Origin of the sequence: Pseudomonas sp. SG20056 (assembly GCF_031764535.1) — a bacterium.
Classification (GTDB): Bacteria; Pseudomonadota; Gammaproteobacteria; order Pseudomonadales; family Pseudomonadaceae; genus Aquipseudomonas.
This window is the reverse complement of the sequence record NZ_CP134499.1, coordinates 1901200-1925706: the sequence shown is the minus strand read 5'-3', so window position 1 is coordinate 1925706 and position 24507 is coordinate 1901200. Positions and strand designations below refer to the sequence as shown.

Annotated in this window: 28 protein-coding genes and 1 riboswitch; of the genes, 2 read left to right on the top strand and 26 right to left on the bottom strand. The window is 61.8% G+C overall.

Features of this window, described 5'->3' with window-relative positions; genetic code table 11:
• Position 1: 1 nt before the first annotated feature.
• The 26 genes from RHP75_RS09345 to ttcA form a co-directional block, all read right to left on the bottom strand.
• Complete coding sequence (locus tag RHP75_RS09345) at positions 2 to 1891, bottom strand: ATP-binding protein (RefSeq protein WP_311091565.1); 1890 nt, start codon at positions 1889 to 1891, stop codon at positions 2 to 4.
• A gap of 3 nt (positions 1892 to 1894) precedes the next feature.
• On the bottom strand, positions 1895 to 2965 hold the full coding sequence (locus tag RHP75_RS09340) for a lipase secretion chaperone (RefSeq protein WP_311091564.1): 1071 nt from the start codon (positions 2963 to 2965) through the stop codon (positions 1895 to 1897).
• Between the two features lie 48 nt (positions 2966 to 3013).
• Positions 3014 to 3940: an alpha/beta fold hydrolase gene (locus RHP75_RS09335; protein WP_311091563.1), complete on the bottom strand. Its 927-nt coding sequence runs from the start codon at positions 3938 to 3940 to the stop codon at positions 3014 to 3016.
• A gap of 123 nt (positions 3941 to 4063) precedes the next feature.
• On the bottom strand, positions 4064 to 4615 hold the full coding sequence (locus RHP75_RS09330; protein ID WP_311091562.1) for a glutathione peroxidase: 552 nt from the start codon (positions 4613 to 4615) through the stop codon (positions 4064 to 4066).
• A 19-nt stretch (positions 4616 to 4634) separates the two neighbouring features.
• Complete coding sequence (locus RHP75_RS09325) at positions 4635 to 4760, bottom strand: hypothetical protein (RefSeq protein ID WP_256665152.1); 126 nt, start codon at positions 4758 to 4760, stop codon at positions 4635 to 4637.
• Entirely contained in the window at positions 4757 to 5965 is a 1209-nt protein-coding gene (locus RHP75_RS09320) for an MFS transporter (protein WP_311091561.1), read from the bottom strand. The genes RHP75_RS09325 and RHP75_RS09320 overlap by 4 nt, the downstream gene beginning before the upstream one ends.
• A 213-nt stretch (positions 5966 to 6178) precedes the next feature.
• Positions 6179 to 7066, bottom strand: a complete 888-nt coding sequence (locus tag RHP75_RS09315; protein ID WP_311091560.1) for a hypothetical protein — start codon at positions 7064 to 7066, stop codon at positions 6179 to 6181.
• Positions 7067 to 7103: 37 nt separating this feature from the next.
• Positions 7104 to 7829, bottom strand: coding sequence for an adenosylcobinamide-GDP ribazoletransferase (locus RHP75_RS09310; protein ID WP_311091558.1), 726 nt, complete (start codon positions 7827 to 7829; stop codon positions 7104 to 7106).
• Positions 7826 to 8401 (bottom strand): alpha-ribazole phosphatase family protein, encoded by a 576-nt coding sequence (gene cobC, locus RHP75_RS09305; RefSeq protein WP_311091556.1) that lies wholly within the window; start codon positions 8399 to 8401, stop codon positions 7826 to 7828. Before cobC ends, RHP75_RS09310 begins: the two co-directional genes overlap by 4 nt.
• Positions 8398 to 9453, bottom strand: a complete 1056-nt coding sequence (cobT, locus tag RHP75_RS09300; RefSeq protein ID WP_311091555.1) for a nicotinate-nucleotide--dimethylbenzimidazole phosphoribosyltransferase — start codon at positions 9451 to 9453, stop codon at positions 8398 to 8400. Before cobT ends, cobC begins: the two co-directional genes overlap by 4 nt.
• On the bottom strand, positions 9450 to 9971 hold the full coding sequence (gene cobU / locus RHP75_RS09295; protein ID WP_311091554.1) for a bifunctional adenosylcobinamide kinase/adenosylcobinamide-phosphate guanylyltransferase: 522 nt from the start codon (positions 9969 to 9971) through the stop codon (positions 9450 to 9452). Before cobU ends, cobT begins: the two co-directional genes overlap by 4 nt.
• Entirely contained in the window at positions 9964 to 11421 is a 1458-nt protein-coding gene (locus tag RHP75_RS09290) for a cobyric acid synthase (RefSeq protein WP_311091553.1), read from the bottom strand. Before RHP75_RS09290 ends, cobU begins: the two co-directional genes overlap by 8 nt.
• Positions 11418 to 12410 carry a threonine-phosphate decarboxylase CobD gene (gene cobD, locus RHP75_RS09285; protein WP_311091552.1) on the bottom strand — a complete coding sequence of 331 codons (993 nt, stop codon included), beginning with the start codon at positions 12408 to 12410 and terminating at the stop codon, positions 11418 to 11420. The genes RHP75_RS09290 and cobD overlap by 4 nt, the downstream gene beginning before the upstream one ends.
• A complete protein-coding gene (gene cbiB / locus RHP75_RS09280; protein ID WP_311091551.1) occupies positions 12403 to 13311 on the bottom strand; it encodes an adenosylcobinamide-phosphate synthase CbiB in 909 nt (302 codons plus the stop codon). Before cbiB ends, cobD begins: the two co-directional genes overlap by 8 nt.
• Positions 13308 to 13955, bottom strand: coding sequence for a 5,6-dimethylbenzimidazole synthase (gene bluB / locus RHP75_RS09275; protein WP_311091550.1), 648 nt, complete (start codon positions 13953 to 13955; stop codon positions 13308 to 13310). Before bluB ends, cbiB begins: the two co-directional genes overlap by 4 nt.
• A complete protein-coding gene (locus RHP75_RS09270; protein WP_311091549.1) occupies positions 13952 to 15259 on the bottom strand; it encodes a cobyrinate a,c-diamide synthase in 1308 nt (435 codons plus the stop codon). The genes bluB and RHP75_RS09270 overlap by 4 nt, the downstream gene beginning before the upstream one ends.
• Entirely contained in the window at positions 15256 to 15867 is a 612-nt protein-coding gene (cobO, locus tag RHP75_RS09265) for a cob(I)yrinic acid a,c-diamide adenosyltransferase (protein ID WP_090253090.1), read from the bottom strand. Before cobO ends, RHP75_RS09270 begins: the two co-directional genes overlap by 4 nt.
• Before the next feature lie 109 nt (positions 15868 to 15976).
• A riboswitch (cobalamin riboswitch) is annotated at positions 15977 to 16202 on the bottom strand.
• 67 nt (positions 16203 to 16269) lie between these two features.
• The gene (locus RHP75_RS09260; protein ID WP_311091548.1) at positions 16270 to 16863 is read right to left on the bottom strand and encodes an MliC family protein; all 594 of its coding nucleotides are present in this window, start codon (positions 16861 to 16863) and stop codon (positions 16270 to 16272) included.
• A gap of 106 nt (positions 16864 to 16969) precedes the next feature.
• Positions 16970 to 18235 carry an alpha/beta hydrolase gene (locus RHP75_RS09255; protein ID WP_311091547.1) on the bottom strand — a complete coding sequence of 422 codons (1266 nt, stop codon included), beginning with the start codon at positions 18233 to 18235 and terminating at the stop codon, positions 16970 to 16972.
• A 64-nt stretch (positions 18236 to 18299) separates the two neighbouring features.
• On the bottom strand, positions 18300 to 18620 hold the full coding sequence (locus RHP75_RS09250; protein WP_167144814.1) for a hypothetical protein: 321 nt from the start codon (positions 18618 to 18620) through the stop codon (positions 18300 to 18302).
• Between the two features lie 6 nt (positions 18621 to 18626).
• Positions 18627 to 19289 (bottom strand): class I SAM-dependent methyltransferase, encoded by a 663-nt coding sequence (locus RHP75_RS09245; RefSeq protein ID WP_311091545.1) that lies wholly within the window; start codon positions 19287 to 19289, stop codon positions 18627 to 18629.
• A 27-nt stretch (positions 19290 to 19316) separates the two neighbouring features.
• A complete protein-coding gene (locus tag RHP75_RS09240; protein WP_311091544.1) occupies positions 19317 to 19841 on the bottom strand; it encodes a C40 family peptidase in 525 nt (174 codons plus the stop codon).
• Between the two features lie 165 nt (positions 19842 to 20006).
• Positions 20007 to 20621, bottom strand: a complete 615-nt coding sequence (locus RHP75_RS09235; RefSeq protein ID WP_311091542.1) for a C40 family peptidase — start codon at positions 20619 to 20621, stop codon at positions 20007 to 20009.
• A 76-nt stretch (positions 20622 to 20697) separates the two neighbouring features.
• Positions 20698 to 21456, bottom strand: a complete 759-nt coding sequence (locus RHP75_RS09230; RefSeq protein ID WP_311091541.1) for an NAD-dependent deacylase — start codon at positions 21454 to 21456, stop codon at positions 20698 to 20700.
• Positions 21457 to 21466: 10 nt separating this feature from the next.
• A complete protein-coding gene (locus RHP75_RS09225; protein ID WP_311091539.1) occupies positions 21467 to 22138 on the bottom strand; it encodes a DNA-3-methyladenine glycosylase I in 672 nt (223 codons plus the stop codon).
• A 31-nt stretch (positions 22139 to 22169) separates the two neighbouring features.
• Complete coding sequence (ttcA, locus tag RHP75_RS09220; RefSeq protein ID WP_090253070.1) at positions 22170 to 22994, bottom strand: tRNA 2-thiocytidine(32) synthetase TtcA; 825 nt, start codon at positions 22992 to 22994, stop codon at positions 22170 to 22172.
• 97 nt (positions 22995 to 23091) lie between these two features.
• Between ttcA and RHP75_RS09215 the strand changes: the two genes are divergently transcribed.
• Together RHP75_RS09215 and RHP75_RS09210 are read left to right on the top strand one after the other, a co-directional pair.
• Positions 23092 to 23694, top strand: coding sequence for a DNA-J related domain-containing protein (locus RHP75_RS09215; protein WP_311091538.1), 603 nt, complete (start codon positions 23092 to 23094; stop codon positions 23692 to 23694).
• A gap of 158 nt (positions 23695 to 23852) precedes the next feature.
• Positions 23853 to 24452: a Yip1 family protein gene (locus RHP75_RS09210; protein ID WP_090253063.1), complete on the top strand. Its 600-nt coding sequence runs from the start codon at positions 23853 to 23855 to the stop codon at positions 24450 to 24452.
• Positions 24453 to 24507 lie beyond the last annotated feature (55 nt).

The following is a 24507-nucleotide window of genomic DNA, read 5'->3' as shown; positions in this document are numbered from 1 at the left end:
TCTATTCAACGCTGCTGCGCGTCGGCCCTGCTGCGTTAAAAACAGGCTCGGAATGCTCATTTACACCAGTAAACTCCGCTTCCTCGCCTGCTTTTGCCTTGCAGGCCTCTAGCTCGCGAGACGTTGAATAGCTCCCCCCCGCTGTATTCGCGGGCAACAGCACCGCCAAAGCCTGACGTAAACGAGCCGGCAGCAGCGGCTTGCCGAGCAAGGTGACATGGGCGCGGGTGCAGCGTTCCTGCAGGTCGGCGCTGACGTCGGCGGTAATCAGCAAGGCCGGCAGCATGCGTCCGGCCTCTTCGCGCAAACGCTCGATAACGCGCAAGCCGTCCTCGGTGGCGGCCAGGCGATAGTCGCTGATCAGCACCTGCGGCTGCGCCTCGGGTAAACACTGCAAAGCCTCAGATGGATCGGCGCAGGCCCAGACTTCGCAACCCCAACGCTGCAGCAAACCGGACAGCGCCTCCCGTCCAGCAGCATCGTCTTCCAGCAATAGCACCCGCCCGCTCAATGCTGCGGCAACGGCTGCTGGTGCTTGCCACTCGCCGGCTTCAGCCTGCGGCAGTTGCAGGATAAAGCGTGCGCCCGCGCCTGGGCTCGAATCCAGCCGCAGTGGATGCCCCAGCAACTGCGCCAGTTGCTGAACGATGGCCAAGCCCAGACCAAGGCCGCGCTCGGCATTACGCCCTGGGTTATCCAGCTGCCGGAACTCTTCGAATACCTGACTCTGTTCTTCCTCACCCAGGCCCTGGCCGTCGTCACCGACCTCCAGCCGCACAACACCCTGCTCGATACGGGCATGCAGCCAGACATGCCGCGCCTGGGCATGGCGCAAGGCGTTGCTCAGCAGATTGCGCAACACGCGCTCCAGCAGCAGCGGGTCACTGCGTACCCAGAGGTCCGCGCATTGCAGCTGCAGCTCGACACCCTGGGCGTCGGCCTCGGCGCGGCTTTCACCGCTCAGACGCGCCAGCAAGGGGCGCAAGGCAAATACTTCCGGCTTGGCCTGCACACCACCGGGCAGGGTCAGACGGGTGTAATCAAACAGCGACTGCAACAGTCGGCTGAGCTGCTCCACGGCAATCGCCAGGCGGCTGCTGATGCGGTGTACACCGGGGTCCTGGTTCTGTTCCAGCAGGTGCTGGGCATACAGGCCCATGGCGTTGAGCGGTTGGCGCAGATCATGGCTGGCGGCCGCCAGCAGGCGCAGCTTGCGCGCATCGTCGGCTTCGGCGCGCTGCCGCGCCAGATCCAGCAAACGCAGATTAAGCCAAGCGCCGCGCTGGCCGTGCTCCTGCAGGTAGGCGCCGACACTACCAATCAGATTGGCGCAAAACAGAAACAAGCCCTGATAACCCAGCGCCACGCTGCCCCCCGTAGCGATCAGCCCCAACCAGAGGAACAGCCCGCACACACCCCAAGACGCCAGGCTGACGGAGCGGAACGACACCCCCAGCAGCACGTAACCAAACAGCAGCACCAGAAACAGCCCGTCATAGGGCATGGCTACGCCCAGGCTCCAACACAGATGAATGATCACGGCGACGCAAACACCGTTGAGGGCATAAGCGGCCACATAGACCAGCAAGGCTCTGCGCGGCGGGCTCTGTGGGCGGCGGCAGTAGAAGAAGGAAAGCAGCGCACCGCATATGCCCAGCATCCGTACTGGCAGGGTGGCAAGGCTGGCGTTGAGGGGCAGCAGCAACAGATCGAGGACGGTGTAGACCAGTTGAAAGATCACCGCGGTGCTGATGATCAGCAGCAGACGGCGACGGATACGCTGCACCCGGTGCTCAACAAACTCGTCTTCCAGCACACCAGTAAAACGCAGCTGCCGGTAGCCGCGGCGCTGTTGCGTCAACAGCAGGGACTCCTGACGCTCGAGACTCATGGCTTATAACTCGGGTGACTGGCTGTCCTGCTGCTTGGCGGCAATGGCGTCATAGGTTTCCACCCGATGCTGATCTTCGGCGCTGAATAGGCGCTGGCGCAAACGCTGCTGCTCCTGCTGCTGATCCGCAGCACTGAGGCCATTGCCCTGCAAGGCGGCAAGTTCCTGCTGGTAGGTGGCATAGCGTTGTTGCCAGGCGCGCTCGTTGCGCTGCTCGCTGAGCAGACGTTCGACCGTGGGCGGATCATAGGTCAAGGCAAGCAGCTGGCGCACCTGCTCTTCGCTTGCCCCCTCCTGCCAGAGCTTGTCTGTCTGGACCTGCAAGGCCTGCGCTTGGGCCTGACGCTCTTCGCTGGCGCGCATGGCTTCAGGTAACTGAGCACGCAAACGCTCCTGCGCCAGGGCTTTGCCGTGCTCGCTCAGATCTTCACGGGCCATCAGCGCCAGGTTATCCAGAGTGTAACGGCCGTAGGCTTCCTCGGCGCCGAACAGGGCCTCGGTCGCCGCGCTGGAGAAGTGCGTCCGACGCAGCTGCGCCAACTGCTCGAAGGCTCGCTGCAAGGCAACCAGCTGGCCATCCGGGGTACTTTGCTGAGCAGCGCTCAAGGGTTGCTGCAACAGCGCCAGGCTGGCGCGCTTGTAGTCCATATAGTCGCCCAGCAGGCCAATAAACTGGCCCAGAGCGGGTTCCGGCAAACGTCCGCGTGCATCGGCCAGCATGGCCTCCACCACAGTTTCCAACCCGGCCTGATCGGCGGCGCTGAGGAAGTAATCCAGATAATCGCGCAGCGCCACATTCAGCTGCAGATTGCCGGCGCTATCCGCCTTCAGCTCGCCATCCACTTCGGTTCCCTGCAATCCCGGCAGGCTCGCCGGCGCGCCAGCAGTAGCGATATCGGGCTTGGCGGCTGGCAATAGCGGACTCGGTGCGACAGTAAGAGGAGTCTTGGCGGTAACCGCTGTAACAGGCGCGACGGCTACAGCAGTGGCTGGCCATTGCCAGTAAAGCGTAAGGCCGGCAACGCTGCCGGCCAGTAGCAAAAGAGGAACAGTTGAACGCAACGACAGGGCCATAGGACCTCCAGAATGCGGGCTGCATGGCGCAGCCCGCTGGTGCGAAGGTCAGACGCCTTTGTTTTTCAGGCGGTTGGCATGCTGGCGATACAACGAAACCGGCTCAGTCCAGCCACGGATGCCGAACAGGTGGTTGATCGCATCCACGTGATTCATGTTGTAGCCATCGCCGATCACCTGACCCAGGTAGGTGGAGCAGACGCCAACCAGGCCATCATTTTTCTCGCTACCGAAGGCCAAACCAGTGATTGCCAGGAATGGATCAACCGCATCTAAAATGTTGGTGTAGGAGGTATTACCGGTCCAGGAGAAGTAACGGATATTGTGCCCACGCACGTTGTGCACTTCGGTGGATTTAGCGCAGTAGCTGCTGCTGTTTACGCCCCAGGGGTGGCGACCGTTCAACGCAGTCGTACCTGCAGTGGTCAGGGTTTTCAGCGCATCGATACCGCTCTGCGGATTGCTGCTGCCGGACAGCAGGTTGATTACCGCACCCAGGGCGTTGGCCAGGGCATTGGCACCGCCTTCGATAGCGCTGTTCGGCGGGATTACGCCACGCAGTACGTCGGCGACTTTTGAGCCTTTGTTGACGCCGTTGACCGACGTCACCGAGGCCACCAGATCCGGGCGCAGCGAGGCAGCGACGCGCGAGGTTGGCGAGCCCTGGCTGTGGCCGATCAGATTGACCTTGCCGCCATTGGCACCGGCCCAGGGCACGATCTGCTGCGCCAGTGCGGCACCGCGTTGCTCGCTGTCATTGAGCGCCGAAACGCTGGCCACATAAACCTTGGCGCCATCGCGCTCGAGATTCCAGGGGATGGTGTGGAAGTAGTTGATCAGACCGCCGATGGTGTTGAAACCGGTTACGCCGTGTACCAGCACGATCGGGTATTTGGTCTTGGTGTAGTTGGCCTGAGCCTCAACCGCGCCGACCAGGGCAACGGCAGCTAGAGCAGTAGTAATAACGCGACGCATGGGTGCCTCCTTATTTTTCTTGTTGGCACGCCGGGAAACTGCGTCCGGCGTACTCACAACTCTAAGGAGCTACTGGGTGGTGGGCTATCGCCCAGATGGGTGAGGCGCTAACCCACCCTGGCGTCAACGCTGCGAAGCAATCGCCTGCTCGACGGCGGCCAGGAATGCCGGATCATCCGGGGTGATGCTGCTGGGGAAGCTGGCGATCACCTTGCCCTGGGCGTCGATCACATACTTGGAGAAATTCCAGCGCGGCGCCTGGCTTTGCGTGGCCAGCTCCTTGAACAGCGGCAGCGCATCGCTACCGGTCACACGCTGGGTTTCGCTCATGGGAAAGGTCACGCCGTAATTGACGTAGCAGACCTTGGCGGTTTCTTCGCTGCTGTCGGCCTCCTGGCGGAAGTCATCGGAAGGTACACCGAGGATTTGCAAGCCCTGCTCTTTATAGCGCTGGTAGAGCGCTTCAAGGCCTTTGAATTGCGGGGTAAAGCCGCAGAAGCTGGCGGTATTAACCACTATCAGCGGCTTGCCGGCGAACTGCGCGCACAGGTCGATACGTTCCTCGCTGCGCAGCTTCTGCACCTCGCCCTGCAGCAACACCGGGCATTCGGCGGCCTGCGCGGGGCTAATCCAGGTACTTAGCAGGACGACAACCAGCAGGGAAAAACGCCACATACGGATCACCTTGATGACATCAGCAAACACCCAAACCCAGCTGCAGAAAAGCCAGACCACTTTGTAGCCAGCCCCACCAGGCCAGGCCCAGGGCCAACATGCCGCCCATCACCAATGCGGTGTTCCAGCCATAGTCGGTATTCATGCATTCACCTCCTGTTGTTGCAAGCGCGCCACAGGCAGCTCACGTACTGGCCAGTTCAGCGCTGCGGCCAGCAAGCTGAGCAGCACGGCAATCTGCCAGACCAGATCATAACTGCCAGTGTGGTCATACAGATAGCCGCCCATCCAGCCGCCAAGAAACGCTCCCAGCTGATGGAACAGAAAGACGATGCCGCCAAGCATCGACAGGTTGCGCACGCCGAACAGGGTCGCCACCGTGCCGTTGGTCAGTGGCACCGTCGACAGCCAGAGCAGGCCCATGGCCACACCAAAGGCATAGGCGCTCCAGACCGTCAGCGGCGTCATAAGAAACGCCACAATCACCACCGCACGGGCCAGATACAAAGCGCTGAGCAGTCGCGGCTTGGACATCCGCCCACCCAGCCAGCCAGCGATATAGGTGCCGAAAATATTGAACAAGCCCACCAGGGCCAGCACCGTGGTGCCAACCAGCGCGGGCAGATGCTGATCGACCAGGTAGGCCGGCAGATGCACGCCGATAAACACCACCTGAAAGCCGCAAACAAAAAAGCCTAATGCCAACAGCCAGAAGCCCGAATGACTACAGGCCTCGCGCAGCGCTTCACCGAGGGTCTGTTCCTGGCCGGTAAGCGGTAGCGGCGTGTCCTTGAGCATTGCCGCCAGCGGCACGATCAATGCCACCAGCAGCCCCAAGGCCATCAGCGCCACCGACCAACCGAGCCAGCTAAGCAGGCCCAGGGTGCCGGGGAGCATGACAAACTGACCAAAGGAGCCCGCCGCCGCCGCGATGCCCATGGCCATGCTGCGTTTTTCCATCGGCACGGCGCGGCCCACTGCACCGAGAATCACCGAGAACGAGGTGCCGGACAGGCCGATGCCGATCAGCAACCCGGCGCTCAGCGACAGACTCATGGGCGAATCGGCCAGGCCCATGCAGCCGAGGCCAATGGCATACAGAATGCCGCCAACAATCACCGTACGTTTGGCGCCAAAACGATCAGCCAGGGCGCCGGTAAACGGCTGAGTCAGACCCCAGATAAGATTCTGCAAGGCAATGGCGAAGGCGAACACCTCACGCCCCCAGCCGAACTCGGCGCTCATCGGTGGCAGGAACAGGCCAAAACCATGGCGAATGCCCAGCGACAGAGCCAGGACCAGAGATGCGCCCAGCAATATCCAGCCACTGGTGCGCCAAAGCGAATTCATAGGTTGTCCTTTACGGGTAGCGACCCGCTTATCGAGAAATCGGCAATATGGCGCAGGTATATACCGCTACCCTTTCAGGTAACAGCTACAGCTGTTCGGCAATGCAGTGCTACAGATTGCACCCCGAGTTTGCCGTGCCGGCAAGCCGACCATCGGCTAACAGGCCGCTGAGGAAATTACCTGCGTGGGCAAGCCTGCGTTGAAAACGGCCGGCTAATCGAACAGCAGCGGTGTGGCGCTGGCGCGTTGGGCGAAGAACGCCAGCAACTGCTTCTGGTAGTGGCTGTAGACCTCAGGTGGCAGCCAGCGCTGGTAGATCGCCAGGGTGCTGGCGGGTGCGGCCGAAAGCTCACGAATGGCCTGATCGAGACGCCCAGCCATGCGCGCGCCCCATGGCGTGCGTGAGCAATAGATGCCCACCGTCACCAGTTCAGCATTTTCCCGCAGCGGCACACTGACCAGCGCATCACTGAGGCTGAAATGGCGCATTACCTCGGTGTAGATCACCGGGTAGTCGAAGACATAATCCAGACGGTGATGGCTGACCATCAGCAGCAAATTCTCCCCCGCCAGGCTGCCACCCAGCTCGGGTAAGCGCCCTTCGGCGTGAGCCTGGAGCAGGCGCTCGCGAATCGGCGCGGGGTAAACCCGACTCTTGGCCAGAGCGCCGCGCAGATAGGGATTGCCGAACAGCCAGTCGAGACTGACCTGACCGTCTTCGATCAGCAGTTGATCCAGAGTCTGCCGGCGTACCAGCACATGGATCGGCGTGGTCGCCACATAGGGTACGAAGTAACCCTGCTGGTCGCGTTCGGGGCTCTGCAGCTGGCCACTGCTGCACATTTCGCCCTGCTCGCCCATGCGCTGTTCGACGCGAGCCATGGGCAATACCTCATAGCGCATCTGCAGCTCGGGCAGGCGTGCAGCCAGCAGTTGCATGACCTCGTACAGCACGCCATCAACCACCTCACCGTCGCGCACATTGAAGGCGCCGGGTATCGGTACAACGCCCCACACCAGCTCCTCGGCCTGCAATACACCGGCACAGGGCAAGGCCCCAAGCAACGTTGCCAACAGCGTCGAGTAAAACGGCCTGCGCACCATATACATCCCTGCTACATCTTGCTGTCCTTACACGCTAGCAGGCCAATGCCACCAGCACCGCGCACTCGGCAATTTCCAGCAGTGCTCCGGCGGTATCACCGGTGGTGCCATCCAGACGTTTGAGCATCAAGCTGCGCAGCCAGATAAAAATACCTCCGGCCACCAGCAAGGCGAGCAGCGCTGCCCAGCCAAACAGCAACATAGCCAGCGCGTTGGCGGCCAACACCCAGGGCAGTTGTCGGCGCGGCAGATGCTCGGCCAATGCCTGGCCCAGGCCACCGGCGCGCACATAGGGCGTGGTCAGAAACAGCAGCGGCAACAGACAACGCGCCAGCCAGGGCACCAGCAGCAACAGCAATCCGGCGCCGCTCTGCAGCAAGGCCACCAGGGCGACGAACTTGAGCAGCAACAGCAGCACCAGCACCACCACTGCGATCGGCCCGCTGCGAGGGTCTTTCATGATCGCCAGGGTGCGCTGCTTATCGCCAAAACCACCGACCCAGGCATCGGCACTGTCGGCAAGGCCATCCAGGTGCAAGCCGCCGCTGATACCCACCCACAGCGTCAGCAACAGGGCCGCCTGTAGCAGCACCGCGCTATCGCCCAGCAAGTGTTGCGCGGCGAGCAGCAACAGGCCGATCAGCAGCCCCACCAGCGGGTAGAACAGCAGCGAGCGGCCGACCTGCTCAGGCGTCGGCATGCCGGCCAAGGTTACCGGTAAACGGGTAAGAAACTGCAGGGCAATCCACCAAGGCGTCATGCGCGCTCCCACAGCTCGCCTTGTTCATCGAGGCACAATTGATAGCGCTCTGCATGCCCCACAGCAACCTGCAGCAGATCATTGCGCGGCAAGCCACGGGCACGCGCCAGCAGCAGGCGGATCACCCCGCCATGGGTGACCAGCAACAAGCGCTCGCCGGCATACCGGGCCTGCAAGCGTTGCAAGGCACCCAGTATCCGCGCCTCGAAGGCCAGCAAGGGCTCGCCTTCGGGCGGGGTGAAACCATAGGGATCGTTCCAGAAACGGCCCAACTCTTCTGCGCTGGTGTGCATCAGTTCGGCGGTACTGCGCCCTTCCCACGCGCCGAAATGCAGTTCCTGCAGATCAGGCTCCAGACTGAGTGGCACGCCATGCTGCGCGGCCAGCTCTTCGGCAAAACGCGCGCAGCGCTGCAAAGGCGAGCTGATCAAGCGATCCCAGCGGCTGCCGTCAGCCACCGCCGCGCGCAGCTGCGCCCAACCAGTTTCGGTCAGGGCATCGTCGAGGCTACCGCGCAGGCCGCCGCCCAGTTCGGTTTCACCGTGGCGCAGCAGTTCCAGATAGACCGTCATAGCGGACGCTCGGCCACCGCCGCCTCGGCAAAGGTGGCCATATCGTTGTGCAGGCTGCAGGCCAGTTGCAGCAGTGGCACCGCCAAGGCCGCGCCACTGCCCTCACCCAGACGCAGGCCCAGATCAAGCAGCGGCTCGGCCTGCAGCGCCTTGAGCACCCGCTGATGGCCCGGCTCGGCGCCGCTGTGAGCAAACAACAGCCAGTCGCGGCAACCCGGATTCAGGCGCACCGCCATGAGCGCTGCCACGCTGCAGATAAACCCATCCACCAGTGCAGTAATGCCCCGCTGCGCGCAAGCCAGATAAGCGCCGCTCAGCGCCGCAATCTCAAAGCCGCCGAGGCGCTGCAGGATATCGATGGGGTCGCTGATCGCCGGGCGATGCAAGGCCAGGGCTGCCTCGATGACCTTGGCTTTATGCGCCATACCCGCACTATCCAGGCCGGTGCCGGGGCCGACCAACTCTTGCGCCGGACACTCCAGCAGCAGGCAGGCCATGGCTGTGGCGGCAGTGGTATTGCCGATGCCCATCTCGCCGCCGACAAACAGCTGGCTGCCGGATTCACGGGCACGCTGCACACTGACTCGCCCTGCATCCAGGGCCATCAGTAACTGCGCGGCAGTCATCGCCGGGCCTTGGACGAAATTCTGCGTACCTTCACCGAGATGCAGATGACGCACGCCGCGCAGCGGTTCCAGCGGCAGCGCGGTGCCCAGGTCAATCACCTCAAGCGTTGCGCCCAGTTGTTTGGCCAGTACGCTGATCGCCGCACCTCCATTGACGAAGTTGCGCAGCATTTGCCCGGTGACGGCTTGGGGGAATGCCGAAACCCCTTCAGCCACCACACCATGGTCACCGGCAAAAATGCTGATCCACAGCCGCTCGACCTGCGGCCGCTGGCTGCCTTGCATGGCCGCCAGCTCAATCGCCAGCTGCTCCAGCTGGCCGAGGGAGCCGGCCGGCTTGGTCAGTTGCAGCTGCCGCGCCTCGGCGGTGTTGCGTGCAGGCCTGTCCAACGCCTGACAACCTTGCTGCCACCATTGCTCACTCACAGCGCCTCTCCTTTGAGAACCATCGGCAGACCCGCCACAGTAAACACCACACGCTCACAACGCTCGGCCAGGGCCTGATGCAACCAGCCCGCTTCGTCGACATACCGCCGGGTCAGCTCGCCCAATGGCACAACGCCCAGGCCGGTTTCATTGCTGACCAACAGAATCCGCCCAGGCAGGCCGCTCAGGCAGTCCAGCAGCGCATCACGCTCGGCGCTTAGACGCGAAGAGTCTTCCAGCATTAACAGATTGGTCAGCCACAGGGTCAGGCAATCGACCAGCAAGCACTTATCCGCAGCGGCTTGCTCACGCAGCACCCGGGCCAGAGCCAGCGGCTCTTCCACCAGCCCCCAATGCGCTGGGCGACGTTCGCGGTGATGCTGAATACGCGTATTCATTTCGCCATCCAGCGGTTGGCTGGTGGCGATATAGGTCACAGCCAAGCCGGATTCGGCCGCCAGCCGCTCAGCCAAACGGCTTTTGCCGGAACGGGCACCGCCGAGAATCAGTTCATGCATGGCCTACTCCACATAATTCGCGCAGCCGGGCCGTATCCAGATGCGCCTCGACCAGATCGGCCAGACGCTCGATATCACGCTCACGCAGGGCGTGGTAATCCACTGTCTGCACCTCGCGCAGCCCCGCCCAGCGCAGCAAGGCGCTGCACGCCTCCGGGGTTTCAAACAGGCCATGCAAATAGGTGCCGAGCAGCTGGCCATCCGCGCTAAGCGCGCCGTCGCTGCGACCATCATCGAGGCGCACAGCCGCATTCAACCCCTGGCCAGAGCTGACCCCAGCATGAATTTCGTAGCCACTGACCGGGGCATTTTCCAGACACAGCTGGCCGCGTACATTACGCAGCTGCTTCTCCGGTTCCAGCACCGTGCGGAAATCCAGAAGCCCCAGCCCAGGGCTGGAACCCGCCGCGCCTTCCAACCCATGCGGGTCGTCAATCTGCGTGCCAAGCATCTGCAGCCCGCCGCAGATACCCAGTAACTTGCCGCCATAGCGCAAGTGCCTGGTGATGGCCGCCGGCCAACCCTGCTCACGCAGAAAGGCCAGATCGCTGCGTACGCTTTTCGAACCGGGCAGGATAATCAGGTCGGCCGCAGGAATGGCCTGGCCCGGGCCGACAAAGGTCAGCTCGACCTGCGGATGCAGGCGCAGCGGATCGAAATCGGTGTGGTTGCTGATGCGGGGTAACACCGGTACCACAACCTTGATCCGCTCGTCCGTCTTGGCGCTCTGGCGAATATCAATGGCGTCTTCGGCCTCCAGATGAAAATCCATCAGATAAGGCAATACGCCCAGTACCGGTTTGCCGGTGCGCTGCTCCAGCCAATCCAGCCCCGGTTGCAGCAGGGCGATATCACCGCGAAAGCGGTTGATCACAAAACCCTGGACCCGTGCCTGTTCGCTCTCGGAAAGCAACGCCAGGGTGCCGACCAGATGGGCAAACACCCCGCCCTTGTCGATATCGGCAATCAGGATCACCGGGCAATCCACCGCCTCGGCAAAGCCCATATTGGCGATATCGCCGGCGCGCAGGTTGATCTCCGCTGGCGAACCGGCGCCCTCCACCATCACCACCGGATAAGCGCCGCTCAGACGTTGGTGCGACTGCAGCACCGCCTGCATCGCCACCTTTTTGTAATCGTGGTACGCCACGGCATCCATGCTGCTCAGGGCGCGGCCGTGGATGATCACCTGGGCGCCGGTGTCGCTATTGGGTTTGAGCAGCACCGGATTCATGTCGGTATGCGGCGCCAGCCCGGCAGCCTGGGCCTGTACTGCCTGGGCGCGGCCGATTTCACCACCGTCGGCGGTGACCGCTGAGTTGAGCGCCATATTCTGCGGTTTAAACGGCACTACGCTAACGCCCTGGCGCTTGAGCCAGCGGCACAGCGCAGTGACCAGGGTGCTTTTACCGGCATCGGAAGTGGTGCCCTGCACCATCAGTGTGCTCATGTCAGCTCTCCAGCGAAGACCGCCAGCGCCTGCTGCAAACGCTGCCAGCCGGCCTCATCCGGTGGCAAACCAAAACGCAGGCTCAGCGGCTTTTCAAACAGGCGGGTAAGGATGCCTTGCAGGGCGAGAAACTCATGCAGCAAGGCAGCCTGCGGTGTGCAACAGAACTGGAACAACGCGCAACCACCTGTGGGGCTGAACCCATGCGCAGCCAACAGTGCCGCTAGGCGTTCACCATCGGCGAGCAACCGCTCACGTTGCGCCTGCTGACCAACCATGTCCTGCAACAACGCCGTGGCCACCACGCGGCTCGGTCCGCTGATGGCCCAGGGGCCGAGCAATTCGGCCAGTTGCGCCAGCAGCTGCGGTTGCGCCAGGACAAAACCCAGACGAATGCCCGCTAAACCGAAAAACTTGCCAAACGAGCGCAGCACGATCAACCCGGGCAACTCACTGAACGCCGCCAGGCTGAACGCCGACGTGCAATCGATAAAGGCCTCGTCCACCACCAGCCAGCCGCCCCGCTCGGCCAACCGCCGATGCCACTCCAGCAAGCGTGCAGGTTCAATGCAGCGGCCGGTAGGGTTATTCGGGTTGACCAGCAACAGCACATCGATGCGCTCCAGCGCCCGCTCGATGGCCCCTTCGCTGAGTTCCAGCAAACGATGCCCTTCGCGCTGCCAGGCCGCCGCATGCTCGGCATAAGCGGGTGAAACAATGCCCACGGTGACGTGTCGCAGCAGACGCGGCAGCGCCTGAATGGCGGCTTGCGAACCCGCCACCGGCAGCAGGTTGGCGACGCCGTAGTAATCGCGCGCAGCGATTTCCAGGCCGTCCTGCTGCTCGGGCAAGCGTGTCCAGGCACTGGCCGGAATGGCGGGCAAGGGCCAGCCGTAGGGCGCAATGCCGGTGGACAAATCCAGCCACTCCGCCAGGGCTATGCCATAACGCAGCGAGGCTGCGCGTAGCCGGCCACCATGTTCAAGCATAAGCAAGCCCCCACAGCACTAGCAGCGCCAGCCACAGCAGCACGCCGCCGTAGACCAGATTGACTGCCCGTTCGATATCCCGCGCCCGGGGCGGCGGCCCCGCACCCAGATCAGGCCGCACATGCACCTCACCGTGATATTCCGCCGCCCCGCCCAGGCTGACGCCCAAGGCCCCTGCACCCGCTGCCATCACGGGGCCAGCATTCGGGCTGTCCCACAGCGGCGCCTGGGTGCGCCAGCAACGCAGCGCCAACAGGGTTTTACCCAGCAACGCGTAGGTCAAGGCGACCAGCCGCGCAGGCAGGTAATTGAGTGCATCGTCGATCTTCGCCGCGGCCCAGCCGAAGCGTTCAAAGCGTTCATTGCGATAGCCCCACATAGCGTCCAGGGTATTGCTCAGGCGATACAGCACCACCCCCGGTGCGCCAGCCAACACAAACCAGAACAGCGCGGCGAACACCGCGTCGCTGCCGTTTTCCAACACCGATTCGCTGCCAGCGCGGGCCACACCCGTGGCATCCAGTTGCGCGGTATTGCGGCTGACCATATAGCCAACCCGCTCGCGGGCCAGGCGCAAATCGCCCAGACGCAGCGCCTGCGCCACTGGCATGGCATGCTCACCCAGGCTTTTCAGACCCAGGGCGGCATACAAGGCCATGATCTCCACCGCCCAACCCAGCCCGCTGATCTCACTCAACAGCCAGGCCAGCAGGGTCAGCGGCAATACCGCCAGGCACCATGCGCTGACGCCATGGCTGCGCCAACCGCTGCCCGCCGGATTGAAGCGTTGCTCGATACGCTCGGCCATACGACCAAAGGCCACCAGCGGGTGCCAGCCCTTGGGTTCGCCAAAAATCGCATCCAGAACGACTCCGGCGCAGGTACTCAGCACCAGGCTCATGGCGTGCCCCACTGATTCTCGAACAGCAACTCGCTGAGCGGCCGAGGCTCAGCCCAACCCTGCTGCACCAGCATCGGCGCCTCATAGAATTCCGTCACTGGCCCCAGGCACAGCACCGCCAACGGTTTGCTACCCGTCGGCATATTGAGCAGATCCGCCAGGGCTTGGGGCTCGAAAAGCGACACCCAGCCCATGCCCAAACCCTCTGCACGGGCCGCCAGCCAGAGGTTCTGAATCGCGCAGGCCAGGGATGCGAGGTCCATCTCCGGCAAGGTGCGGCGGCCAAACACATGGGCCTCACGCCCCTCCATCAGGGCCACCACCAACAGTTCGGCGCAGTCGCGAATACCCTCGACTTTCAGCCGCATAAACTCGTCGCTGCGCTCGCCCAACGCCTCGGCGGTGCGCGTGCGCTCCTCCTCTACCAGGCCGTGGATCGCTTCGCGCAAGGCCGGACGGGTGATGCGAATAAACCGCCAGGGCTGCATCAAGCCCACGCTGGGCGCCTGATGCGCAGCTTCGAGCAAGCGCGCGAGCAACTCGGGAGCCACCTCGCCACCGCTGAAATGGCGCATATCGCGGCGCTCAGCGATGGCGCGGTAGACCGCCGCACGCTCTTCGGCACTGAAGGCCTGCTCGCTCATGCCGGCGCACCGGGACAAAACAGCGCGGCAGCGGCAACCGGGTCGGACGGCAGATAGAAGTGAATATAGGAGGCGGTCATCCGCCCCTGGCGATAGACCGCCTCACTGGTGCGCTTGTAGTTCGGGCACTCTCCACGGGTCAGCGGTTGCAGTTCGCTGCTGAGCGCCGAGTAGTGAAAACTGTGGCCGCGCAGCAGCCCTTCTGGCAGCTCAGCCTGTTGCAGGGCCATGGCGGTCATACGTGGTTGCAGGGTCGCCTCGCCGTTTAACAAACCGAGCATCTGCCCGCTGGCGCCCTGCTTGTCGGTCAGTTTGTCGAGCAGGTAAAGCATGCCACCGCACTCGGCGTGGATCGGTTTGCCTGCCTCGTGGTGAGCGCGGATTGCCTCGGCCATAGCCTGGTTGGCTTCAAGTTGCTCCAGATGCAGCTCTGGGTAACCGCCGGGCAGGTACAGGCTGTCGACATCCGGCAACTGCTCATCTGTAAGCGGCGAAAAGAACTGCAATTCGGCACCCAGTTCGCGCAGCAAATCGAGGTTGGCCTGATAGAGAAAGGCAAAAGCGCTGTCGCGTGCTACGCCAATCCGCACATCCTTGAGCAATTGCGCGGGCCTTGCCTGCTCTGGTGCGGCGAAGCTGACTGGCGGCGGCAGACTGGTATCGGCACTGGCAGCCAAAGCATCGGCGGCGGCGTCCAGACGGGCATCCAGGTCGAGCAGTTCGCCCGCCTGAACCAGGCCGAGATGGCGGCTCGGTAAACCGACCTCGGCGCTGCGTGGTAATGCGCCGTACCAGCGGATCGAGGCCGGCAGCACATCACGCAGGATCTCGCCATGCCGCACACTGCCAACCCGGTTACCGAGCACGCCAGAAAACGGCAGATCCGCCTGGAAGGTCGCCAGGCCATGCGCCATGGCGCCGAAGGTCTGCGCCATGGCCGAACCGTCGATCACCGCTAGCACCGGCACACCAAAGTGCCGGGCCAGATCGGCTGCCGAAGGCGTACCATCGAACAGGCCCATCACCCCTTCAATCAGAATCAGGTCAGCCTCACCCGCCGCCTCCCAGAGCAGACGACGGCTCTCGGCTTCACCGACCATCCACAGGTCGAGCTGATACACCGGCGCACCGCTGGCGCGAGCGAGAATCATCGGGTCAAGAAAGTCCGGGCCGCATTTGAACACCCGCACGCGCTTGCCCTGGCGTGCATGCAAGCGCGCCAAGGCCGCGGTGACCGTGGTTTTACCCTGACCGGAGGCCGGTGCCGCGATCAATAACGCGGGGCATGAGCGGGCGCTGTTCAAAACTCCACACCCTTCTGCGCCTTAACCCCGGCCTTGAACGCATGCTTGACCAGGCTCATCTCGGTCACGGTATCCGCGGCCTCGATCATGCCCGGCAACGCGCCCCGACCAGTTACTACCACATGCTGTAGCAGCGGCCGCGCCTCGATATCGGCGAGCACCGCGTCGAGTTCCAGATATCCGTATTTCAGAGCGATATTCAGCTCGTCGAGCACCACCAGACCGATGGCCGGGTCATTCAGCAGCTGCGCCGCCACCGTCCAGGCTTCGCGCGCCTTGTCGATATCACGCTGGCGATCCTGGGTCTCCCAGGTAAAGCCCTCGCCCATCACGTGGTAGCTGACTTCATCGGGAAAACGGCGAAAGAAGGCTTCTTCGCCAGTGCTGGCTGCACCCTTGATAAATTGCACCACGCCCACCTTGAGGCCGTGGCCCAGGGCGCGGGCGACCATGCCGAAGGCGCTGCTGCTCTTGCCCTTGCCATTGCCGCTGTGCACCAGCAGCAGGCCATACTCATCCTGGGCCTGGGCAATCTTTTCATCGATAAGGGCTTTCTTGCGGGCCATGCGCGCCTTGTGCCGGGCGTCACGTTCAATCGATTCAGTCATCGCACTGCTCCACCGCCACAGGGCGATCTGGCTTGAAAAAGCATGCGGGGATAGGGAAAGCGCGGGCCTGCGCACAGCGCACACCACACGCCAGCCATCGCCCTCCGCGATGCCGTGGACTGCAGCAGGCCGGTCTCCGGGCTTGTGAGCGAGCCGAATGGCTCACGACCGCACCTTCCCATGCATCACGCACAGTGGCTCTTGCGGCGTTTGACTCACTTACCGTTGCGGGGGCAGCGTCGGAATAGCGGGCGTTCACACGCACAGCGCACCGACTTCCCTGTTTCACCCCGCACACGCAATGCGTTGGGGGCACCTGCTACAAGGCGCGAAGGTTAGAGAGTTCATGATTAAGCGTCAAACGAATGCGCCATTTGGCGCAGACTGCTTAAGCCACCAGGATTACTTGGCCTGACACTTCATCTCGGGCGAGCCATAGCCCCACACCACGCTCGCCTCACCCTGGTGCTCCCAGAATGATTCGTTGCGCCCCTGATATTTGCTGCCGCTGGCTGCAGGTTGCTGGTACATCAGCGCCACGCTGTCAGCAAACTCGGCCAGCAGGGTCCCAGGCTCGGTGGGGTAGTAGGTGACGATGACTTCCTTGGCTGGCAGGTCATCGCATTGAAAATGCACCGGACCGGTCCCTTTCAGTAACGCGTAGCGCGCCTGCAATTCGGCAATCCGCAGGCGATAGCTCTCGGCTACACACTGCTCACGGTCAGCGGCCTTCCAGCAGTCATTGCGGCCTTTTATCCAACCTCTCTGCTCAGCCTTGAGTACAGGAGGATGCTGATTTTCGGCCTTGGCCGAAGCCTGCTGATAAACACTCGCCATTTTCTGATCAAGTTCGGCCAGAGCAGGCGTCTGACAAATCAGCTCCTCGATACTGCCAGCCGCTACCTTGGCACAGCTGAACGCTGGCTCAGCCGCCTGCAGGGTCGCTAACGGCAGGCCGAGCAGAGCCAAAATGGCAAAACGCTTAGGGGTGAACATGCTGATTCCTCATTCGCTATCCGTTGGTTTTTACTAGCCATATCCAGACTTACATCCTGCTGGCACCAAGCTGCATGTTTCGTCACTTAAGGCCAGACCAGAACACCTACCACTGCCCCTTGAGTACCCGCCGGGTTGCTTCACGTACCGTCAGCGGGTAGTCAGTATTCATGTACCAGACTGCCGGGTGCTCGGTGACAGAGAGCGCCCGCTGATCCGGCGGCAGGTTGGTACGCAGCAGCAAGATCACATCACTGCTGACCCAGGGGTGACGGTACCAGTAGTGATGCCCGACGATATCAAAGCCGCGCTCGCTGCTATTACCGGACACATCCAGCAGAGTGACATTGTTCAAGTGCCGCCTGCGGGTGAACTGGTGCAGGCTCTGCTCGGCCCGACTGCTGCCAATCCGTGCGCCACCAGGCATCAGGCGCTGCGCGTAATCCAGTGCCTCGTCCTGATCGGACACAGTGATCATCACCTGCTCAGCGACGCGACTGATTGCCGGCAGACGCCCCTCAAATACTTCCTCGGGGACATCCGCAGCGGCAAACACCACTGCGCCAATCCGATAACGCGCCTGCAACTGCGCGGTATTCAAATCCGGATGACGATTCTGGAACGTCTGCAACGCCAGAGATGCCACGCGCCCACCGGCGCTATAGGCGATCAGGTTGATCCGCTCGGCAGCGGTATGCCGCGCCAGCAGTTCGATCAACTGCGCCAACGCCTGGCTAGAATCACGAGCGCGATTCACATCAATGCCGAGCAGATAGCTGGCAATGTTCTGGTGTGACGGCCAGTCGAACGCCAGACCGACAAAGTCGCGCCCGGCAAAATGTACCAGCTCGCCCGTCAGTTCACAGGCATTGGCGAAATCCACCTTGGCACCATGCACATAGATGATGATTTCCTTGTCGCGGGCGTTGTCCAGCGCCAGGTTGATCGCATCGACATAGCTCTGCACCGGCGGCGCCAAAGGCACATCAATCGGCCGCAGCACCGGCAGTACCGCTGTTTGCTGAGCCGCAATCAGACTCAGTGGCAGCTCACGCGCGCGCAGCTCGCTAACCGAAGCCGAATGCAATTGCGACCAATCACTCTGCTGGTCGCCCAAACGCACCTGGGCACGCCCCAGTTGCAAGGTTGGACTGACGCGATTGCCATAGCCCACGCCCTCTGGCGCCCGGGTAGTGGCGTAGAACAGTGCCACATCGGGCACCCGTTCTGCCGGTGACAAATGGGCGAAAGGATCGATAGCAGCCTGGTGATAAATCACCGGCGTGCTCATCAGCATCAGCGGCGTTGGCCCAGCACAGGCGCCCAACAGCAGAGCAAGGCATACACATGACAGCGCGCGTAAACAGGTCATCGGCAGTCGCCACTACTAAGGGGTCAGAAGGTCATCACAAACAAGCAGCAAGCCTAGCCGCGATTCAATGTCTGGGCATAAAGCCCGCCGGCTTGCTGGCCAGCCACTCAACAAACGTACGTAGGCGTTCGTCGCTGAGCAGGCTGTCGCGATTGTTATAGGTCAGCGCCAGCTCCTTTTCGCTGAACAGCCGGTGGATCTGATTGTGGCAGGCACGGCAGACCCAGAGCGTGGCGCTGATGCGCTCGCTTTTGCCGAAGCGCTTCTGCACATAAACCTTGTTGTGCAGCGCCTTGGGGATCAAATGGTGACGCGTCAAAGCGGCCGCACGGGCGCAGAGCTCGCAGGCATCAGGTTGTTCGGGCAGACGAATCGGTTCAGGCATACGGGTTCAGCGTTTACGGCACAGGCTCAAACCGTCGCCCAACGGCAACAAGGACAGGTCGAGGCGTGGATCATCCCGCAGCGCCAGGTTAAGCGCCTGAATGGCTCGGGTGTCGTCGCTTTCGGGGTTCTGCTCAAGCACACGTCCGCTCCACAGGGTATTATCGAACAGGATCAGTCCACCCTGGCGCACCAGGCGCAGGGCATGTTCCAAATAGGCTGGGTAATTGGCCTTGTCGGCGTCGATAAACAGCAGGTCGATACTGCCAGCCAAACCTTCAGCTTCTAGCTCCGCCAGGGTCTGTAGCGCCGGCGCCAAACGCTGTTCGATACACCCACTCAATCCCGCTTCGCGCCAATAACGCTCGGCAGTGGCGTTGTACTCAGCGGGGATGTCGCAGCAGATCAGTCGACCACCTTCGGGCATGGCCTGGGCCATGCAAATGGCGCTGTAGCCGGTAAAGGTGCCCACTTCGACAATCCGCCGCGCGCCGGTCAACTGCACCAGCAAGGCCATAAACTGCCCCTGCTCAGGGGCAATCTGCCAACGCGCCGTACTCAGCTGTGCGGTTTCCTCGCGCAGACGTTTGAGCAGCGGTGTTTCACGTAGGGAAACATCCAGCAGATATTGATACAGGGCGGAATCGAGATTGAGCGTTCGGTTGGTCATGCCTACTCCCTCTGCAAACCAAAGCTGTCAGGGGTTGCGCGCCAGTTCCGGGGTGAACACGCGCTTGGCATTCAGGTAGGTGCGCTGCCAATACGTATTGCTCAGGCTGTCCAGGCGTACGGTGCCGCCGCTTGAAGGTGCATGAACAAAACGGCCATCGCCGACATAGATGCCAGCATGGCTAACCTGACTGCCGCCATTGGTGGCGAAGAACACCAGATCACCACTTTGCAGGCGGTCGCGGCCGACGGTTGGGGCGCGCATGCTGATCAGCTCGCGGGTCGAACGTGGCAGTTTAATGCCCGCCGCATCGCGGTAGACATAGCCAATCAGACCGCTGCAATCAAAGCCGCCATCCGGGGTATTGCCGCCGTAGCGATAGGGTGTGCCGACCAGGCCGAGGGCGCGAAACAGCACATCTTCAGCATTGCCGTTAAAGCTGCTGTGGGGCGCTTGCACGACGGGTTGCGGGATTGGTGCAGGAGCACGACTGGAGCAGGCGCTGAGCAGCGCGACAACAACCAGCAGACTGAAACGGGCGAGAGCGGTCATGGATAAGGCGATCCTGAGCCGAGATGCGCCCTACTCTGCCGACTTGCGCACCACAGAGCAAGCTTTAGATTAGTTTTGCCTGGTAAGGCATTGAAAACTATCGAGATGCATCAAATACGAAAAGCTGGAAAGCGGCTGCACAACCGGCAGCCGCCGTCCGCAGGCTCAAGGATGGCGTGTCACGCTGTCACTGGGAGCCAGCGCCAGGGCACGTTTGGCCTCGATAAAGGTACGCGACCAGTAGCGATCATCCAGGCTATCGACCCGCACGCCGCCGCTGCGGCTGCTGCTGGAGTGGATAAACTGGTTATCGCCCATATAGATACCGGCATGGCTGACGCGATTACGGCCATTGGTGCTGAAGAACAGCAGATCGCCCGGCTCCAGCTCATCACGCGATACCAGCGGGGCGTCGATATTGATCATGTCGCGGGACGAGCGCGGCAGTTTCATGCCCAGCTCTTCCTTGAACAGATAACCGATAAAGCCGCTGCAATCGAAGCCGGATTTCACCGAGCTGCCACCGTAACGATAGCGGGTACCCACCAGCGACAGGCCGTGAGTCAGGATGCTGTCAGCCAGTTGCGGCAGTTTGTAGGATTTGTCTTCAGTGAAGTCGCCCAGAGCCGCTTCTTTGGCTTGTTCGTCAAACTCGGCAAGTTCTGTCGAGGAGAACACTGCAGGCTGGGTTGCCAGCTCCGGCTGTGGGGCATGGTTGGCGCAGGCGGCCAAAACCACGGAGAGTGCGATAGGCACGAGGGGTGCGAGGCGTTTGAGCATGGGCACGACCGTGTCGGTGAATTTCACAAGAGCGCGACTATGCCCTCTATAGCATGCATTTGCAAATTCTATGGCTCTAAATGTGACTCAGTAGTTCCGGCAAAACATCTAACGCCCGCCCTTGCAGATGCACGGTCACCCGAGCGCTCAGGTCGGTGCGCTGCGGGTTGATCTCCACCGTAAAGCCGCCTGCCTGCCGTGCACGCAGCAGCGGTTCGACGATATACGGGAAGCTCGCGCTGGTGCCGATACTGATCACCACCTCAAAGCCTTTGCGCACTTCAGCATAAAGCGTGTCGATAGCCTGTTCTGGCAGCATTTCTTCGAACAGCACCACGGGCGGACGCAGCACCCCGGCGCATTGCCGGCATTTGGGCGGCAGCGGCCGATCGAGATGTTCTGCCAGCTCGGTATCGACAGCGCCACAGGACTGGCAATACAGCGGCGCCAGCTCGCCATGAATCTCGATCACCCGCTCCATCGGACTACCTGCAGCGCGGTGATAGCCGTCGATATTCTGGGTCAGCAGCCAGCACTGCGGCTTTCTGCGCTGCAGCTCGGCAATCGCGTAATGCCCTGCGTTGGCCTGAGCGCCCAGGCAGGCCTTGCCCAGCTCCGCCAGGTATTTCCAGCACAGCGCCGGATCACGCTGCAGCATCGAGCCGGACAACGCCGCCTCAATCGGCAAACCTTCAGCCGTGTGACCGTTATACAGGCCGCCGAGGCCGCGATAGGTGGGCAAACCGGAGTCGGCGGACAACCCGGCACCGGTAATCAGCAGGATACGTTCAGCCTGCTTGAGCTGCTCTGCGACTTGCTTTATCGCCCGCTGCATAGCCAAACCCTCAGTGGTTGACCGTATGCGCCAGCATCACCGACAGCTGGCACAGCGGCCGCCCGCTCTGCTCCTGCCATTGGTTAAACGCCGCCTGCACGGCGGCCAGCTCTTTCAGGCTGGTCGGCACCTTATCGATAATATTCTGCGCCTTCAGCGCGGCAACCATGTCATCACTAGGGACGAAGGTGTCCTTGCCAACCATGCGCAAGAACCGCGGTGCGGACAGCCCGCCTAACTGACAGCCATGTTTAGCCAAATACTTCCATAGACCAACGATATCGCTCACGGGCCAATCAGCAATCAGCGCACCAAAACTGCCCTTTTCCTTTTGCACATCAAGGATGAACTGGGCATTGCGCGGCACACTCTTGAGCTTGCCCAGATGACGGATGATGCGCGCATCCTGCATCAGGTTTTCCAGACGCTCGGCGCCCATCAGCACCACTTTCTCCGGATCAAAACCAAAGAACACCTGCTCGAATGCAGGCCACTTGGCATCGACCAGGCTGTGCTTGAGGCCCGCGCGGAACACCCTCAGGCTGAGCACTGAGAGGTAGCGATCATCACTGATCGCGCGCAGCTCATCAGCAGTGCGCGGCTGCGGCAGGATCGACTCCAGCGCAGCGACCGAGCCGAAACGGTTCAGGCAGTACTCATGCAGCCATTTGTAATCACGCATCGGGGATTCCTTGAGGCGGGAAACTGCTGGATCAGAGGTTCATCACATCAAGGAAGCGCGGGGTGGCGCTGTCGTCGATCTTCAGGCTCTTGAAGTCGAACAGGTTGCGGTCAGCCAGCTGCGAAGGCACCACATTCTGCAGGGCGCGGAACATGATCTCGGTACGCCCCGGCGACTTGCGCTCCCAGTCCTGCAACATCTCCTTGACCACCTGACGCTGCAGATTCTCCTGGGAACCACACAGGTTGCACGGGATGATCGGGAATTCCTTGAGCTGGCTGTAAGCCTCGATATCTGCCTCGTTGCAGTAGGCCAGCGGGCGAATCACCACGTTACGCCCGTCGTCGGCGCGCAGCTTGGGCGGCATGGCCTTGAGCGTGCCGCCATAGAACATATTGAGGAAGAAGGTTTCCAGGATGTCGTCGCGGTGATGCCCCAAGGCCATCTTGGTCGCGCCGATCTCATCGGCAAAGGTATACAACGTGCCGCGACGCAGGCGCGAGCACAGCGAGCAGGTGGTCTTGCCTTCCGGGATCTTCTCCTTGACCACCGAGTAGGTGTCCTTCTCAACGATGTGGTACGGCACACCGATGGACTCCAGATAGGCTGGCAGCACGTGCTCGGGGAAGCCGGGCTGCTTCTGGTCCATATTCACCGCTACGATTTCGAACTTGATCGGCGCGACCTTCTGCAGGTGCAGCAGCACGTCGAGCATGGTGTAGCTGTCCTTGCCACCGGACAGGCAGACCATGACCTTGTCGCCATCCTCGATCATGTTGAAGTCGGCAACGGCTTCGCCGGCCTGGCGACGCAGGCGTTTTTGCAGTTTGTTCTGATTGACCGAGAGGGTGCCCATGGTGCGCTGGAGTCCGGAAGTCGTTGAGGATGCGGCATTTTACGCAGAAAGCGTGACGCGCCCTACCCCAATCAAAGTGAAATGCTAGGCTGCGCCGATGAACGACGATTTCGACCCGGGCCTCGACCTGCCCGAACAACTGCACCAGCTGCTGCGCGCGGCCCCTGAAGGCCTTGGCGAATACCAGTTGATCCAGCTGCTGAAAGCCCGCCAGTGTGTGCACATCCCCAACCTGCCGCTGACCGACAAGCTGGTGCTATTCCGCACCCATTTTCTGCTGTTCAACGCCCTTTACCGGCTGCGCGAGCAGCTGTGGGCGACGCAAAGCGGTTATCTGCAGATCAGTGCGCTGAATATCCAGTTGCTGCCCTATCAGCCCGGAAGCGCGGAACTGAGCGAACACGACCCGTTGCGTGACTATTACCTCGATCTCAGTCAGCTCAACGACACCGACGAGCAGGATGTAGCCAAATTGCTGCTGAGCTTCTGGACGCGCATGCATGGCAGCGAAGAGAAACAGGCGGCGCTGGAGCTGTTCGAGCTCGAAGGCCGCGAGCAGACGCTCAACCTCGCCACTATCAAGCACCGTTACCGGCAACTGGTGAGCCTGCATCACCCGGATCGCGGCGGTAACACGGCGCGCCTGCAGTCGATCAACAAGGCCATGGAAATCCTCGAACGCTATTACGGGCGCGCTTGAGAGTCCGATTTGCTCTAATGCCCAGCCTTTGCCAATCGCGAGCTCTGCCTATACTGCGACATACGGTCGCATAGGTTCGGCCTTGTACCTGATGACGCTGTACACGCGAATCAGGCGCTGCGCTGGGGGGCGACCGCTATAAAAATAGGAGGTCTGGCATGATCCATCACGTTTGGGGGCTATTCACCCATCCTGACCAGGAATGGCAGGAGATCCGTGGCGAAGAAGAAACCATCAGCCACATGTATCTCACCCACGTACTGATTCTCGCGGCTATTCCCGCTGTTTCGGCCTATATCGGCACCACCCAGGTCGGCTGGGCAATCGGCGATCGAGCGCCGGTGATGCTGACCGAGGCCAGTGCGTTACAAATGACCGTCATGACCTACCTGGCAATGCTTGCCGGGATCGCAGTGATGGGCGCGTTTATCCACTGGATGGCACGCACCTACGATGCCAGCCCGAACCTCACGCAATGCGTGGTATTTGCGGCTTATACCGCTACACCGCTGTTTATCGGTGGCTTAGCGGCGCTCTATCCACACCTTTGGCTAGCCATGGTAGTGGGCACGGCGGCTATTTGTTACACGGTTTATCTACTCTACGTCGGCATACCGACTTTCATGGGCATACCCGAGGACGAAGGCTTCATGTTCTCCAGCTCGGTGCTCGCTGTAGGTTTGGTGGTGCTGGTGGCGATGATCGCCAGTTCGGTGATTCTCTGGGGCTTTGGGGTCGGCCCGGTCTACACCAGCTAACGCAACACTTGATGACACAAGATGAAACCACCTGCGGGTGGTTTCGTCGTTTCAG